At 40.2% G+C, this 2,169-nt stretch carries 1 protein-coding gene and 1 pseudogene; one reads left to right on the top strand and one right to left on the bottom strand.

Annotated elements, in window-relative coordinates; translation table 11 throughout:
* Positions 1-86: 86 nt before the first annotated feature.
* A pseudogene (locus CXF78_RS22035) lies at positions 87-715 on the top strand (SulP family inorganic anion transporter).
* Between the two features lie 409 nt (positions 716-1,124).
* On the opposite strand, the gene CXF78_RS21160 reads toward CXF78_RS22035, so the two are convergent.
* The gene (locus CXF78_RS21160; RefSeq protein WP_102037866.1) at positions 1,125-2,042 is read right to left on the bottom strand and encodes a bifunctional methionine sulfoxide reductase B/A protein; all 918 of its coding nucleotides are present in this window, start codon (positions 2,040-2,042) and stop codon (positions 1,125-1,127) included.
* Positions 2,043-2,169: the final 127 nt, after the last annotated feature.

Here is a 2,169-nt window from a genome sequence, read left to right as displayed (position 1 = left end):
GCAAACATCCTTTTTATTAACTTACATACAAAACCAGAGGTTAAATGTTCGATCTCATTCGCCATTAAACAAGTAGTAAAGTCGATATTTTATCTGGATTAACCGTGATACTCGCCCTTATCCCTGAAGCTGTTGCCTTTGCATTCGTCGCCCATGTTGAACCCATGGTAGGACTATACGCAGTCTTCATTATGGGTTTAATCACCGCATTGGTGGACGACCGGGGATTATGTCCGGCGCTACAGGTGCTATGACAGTAGTAATGGAGTCACTAGTGATTAAACACGGTATAACCGTATTTACCGATCTGACTTTTGCTGTGTTTGTTGGTGTTATCGTATCTGCTTTGGTGTTTACATAGGAACATGCAAAACACATCAACATTGACATAAGTGAAGATACAAATGGTTAGAAAGTATATCGCTTAAATGGGCCATTATTCTTTGGCTCAGTTGCTAACTTCCTTGAATTATTTGATGTTGGAAATGATAACTAAGATGTGATTATTGATTTTCAAAATTCACGAGTAGCAGATCAATCAACATTAGAGGCTATCGATACTTTAGCTAAACGTTATGTGGCTGCGGGGAAAATGTCTGCATTTACGTCACTTAAGTCAAGATTGTAAAGCCCTACTCCTAAAGCACGTGATCTGGTTGAAGTTTACCTTATTGAAGATCTGCACAACAAAGTGACCGACGATAAATTAGGCTAAACGGACATAATACCAATTCCAATAATTATCTGGTCATTCAGCGGGAGTTCTGCGCCTTCTAGGCAAGTAATAGGTTTGTAGACATAGTTGTTCCCGGCAACAGCTCCTGCGTTACTCTATCTCCTGCGTCCTTGCAGTCGTATGTCAATAAGCAGCATGCTGCATGCTGCATAGAAGATACAGAAACCCGCCCTGCGGGAGCTACAACTCAGGCTTTCCATTTCTTTGTTGCATTGTTTTACAAGGGAACAACCATTCTTTCAACAATGCGCCTCAAACTGGAAAACCTGAGTGGCTCTGATTAAGCACATAATTAATGGAATTGGTATAATAAAAAAAAGGGTGATTGAATATTCAACCACCCCTTTTTTATCATGTTTAGCCCTAACACAAGAGCAAAAAATTTAGTTTACACTTTACGTTTATCTGCAAATTTACTCATCACTTTGTCAAATTTTGGCTTCACCACAAGTTGGCAATATGGTTGCTGACCGTGTTTAGCAAAGTAATCATCATGGTAATTTTCAGCGGGATAGAAAGTGTCAAACGCGCTTATTTCGGTCACAATAGGTCTAGGCCATACTTGCTGCTGAGTTAAGGTATTGATGAATTTATTGGCGGCATCAGCTTGTTCACTATTATGAACAAAAATTGCCGAACGGTATTGCGGGCCTTTGTCATTGCCCTGCTGATTCAGTGTTGTCGGATCATGGCTTTCAAATAATACACTTAGCAGAGTGTCGTATTGAATTACAGCGGGATCGAACTCAATATGAATGACTTCTGCGTGCGCGGTTTTACCAGAACACACAGCATCATAATTTGCATCTTTAGCGTCACCGCCACAATAACCTGATTTAACACTGTGCACGCCTTTAAGTTGAGCAAAAATAGCCTCTACACACCAAAAGCACCCGGCTCCAAAAGTAGCCTTTTGGTAAGAAGTTTTAGCAGAACTTGATTGTGCTAATTCATCACGGGATTTAAAAATCATAGATACTGAATTAACACAATGACGAACATTATTATCTGTTAAATGCTCCCCTTCAAACACATGGCCTAAATGACCGCCACATTGTGCACAGGTAATTTCGGTTCGATGTCCATCGGCATCAGGAGTATGTTCTACTGCTCCCTTAATTTCATCATCAAATGCAGGCCAGCCACAATGGGCATTAAACTTATGCTCACTCTTATATAGAGGTGCATGGCACTTTTTACATAAATAAACGCCTTGTGCATCATGATCAACATATTCACCGCTGAAAGGCCGTTCAGTACCTTTTTGTTCAATAACATATTTTTCAAATTCGGTTAAATCATTCATTGTCGGCTCTCATTGAGTTGTTTGTCGCAGATATTAACAAAGGATACGTGAGATCTGCGGCATCAGTTCAACCAATACAACATGAAGACACGCAAAGAATTGCGACAAAGTGTGACTAAGGTTACCA

This window comes from Shewanella sp. 11B5, assembly GCF_002836795.1.
GTDB lineage: Bacteria > Pseudomonadota > Gammaproteobacteria > Enterobacterales > Shewanellaceae > Shewanella > Shewanella frigidimarina.
This window is presented reverse-complemented; position numbering and strand designations above follow the sequence as displayed.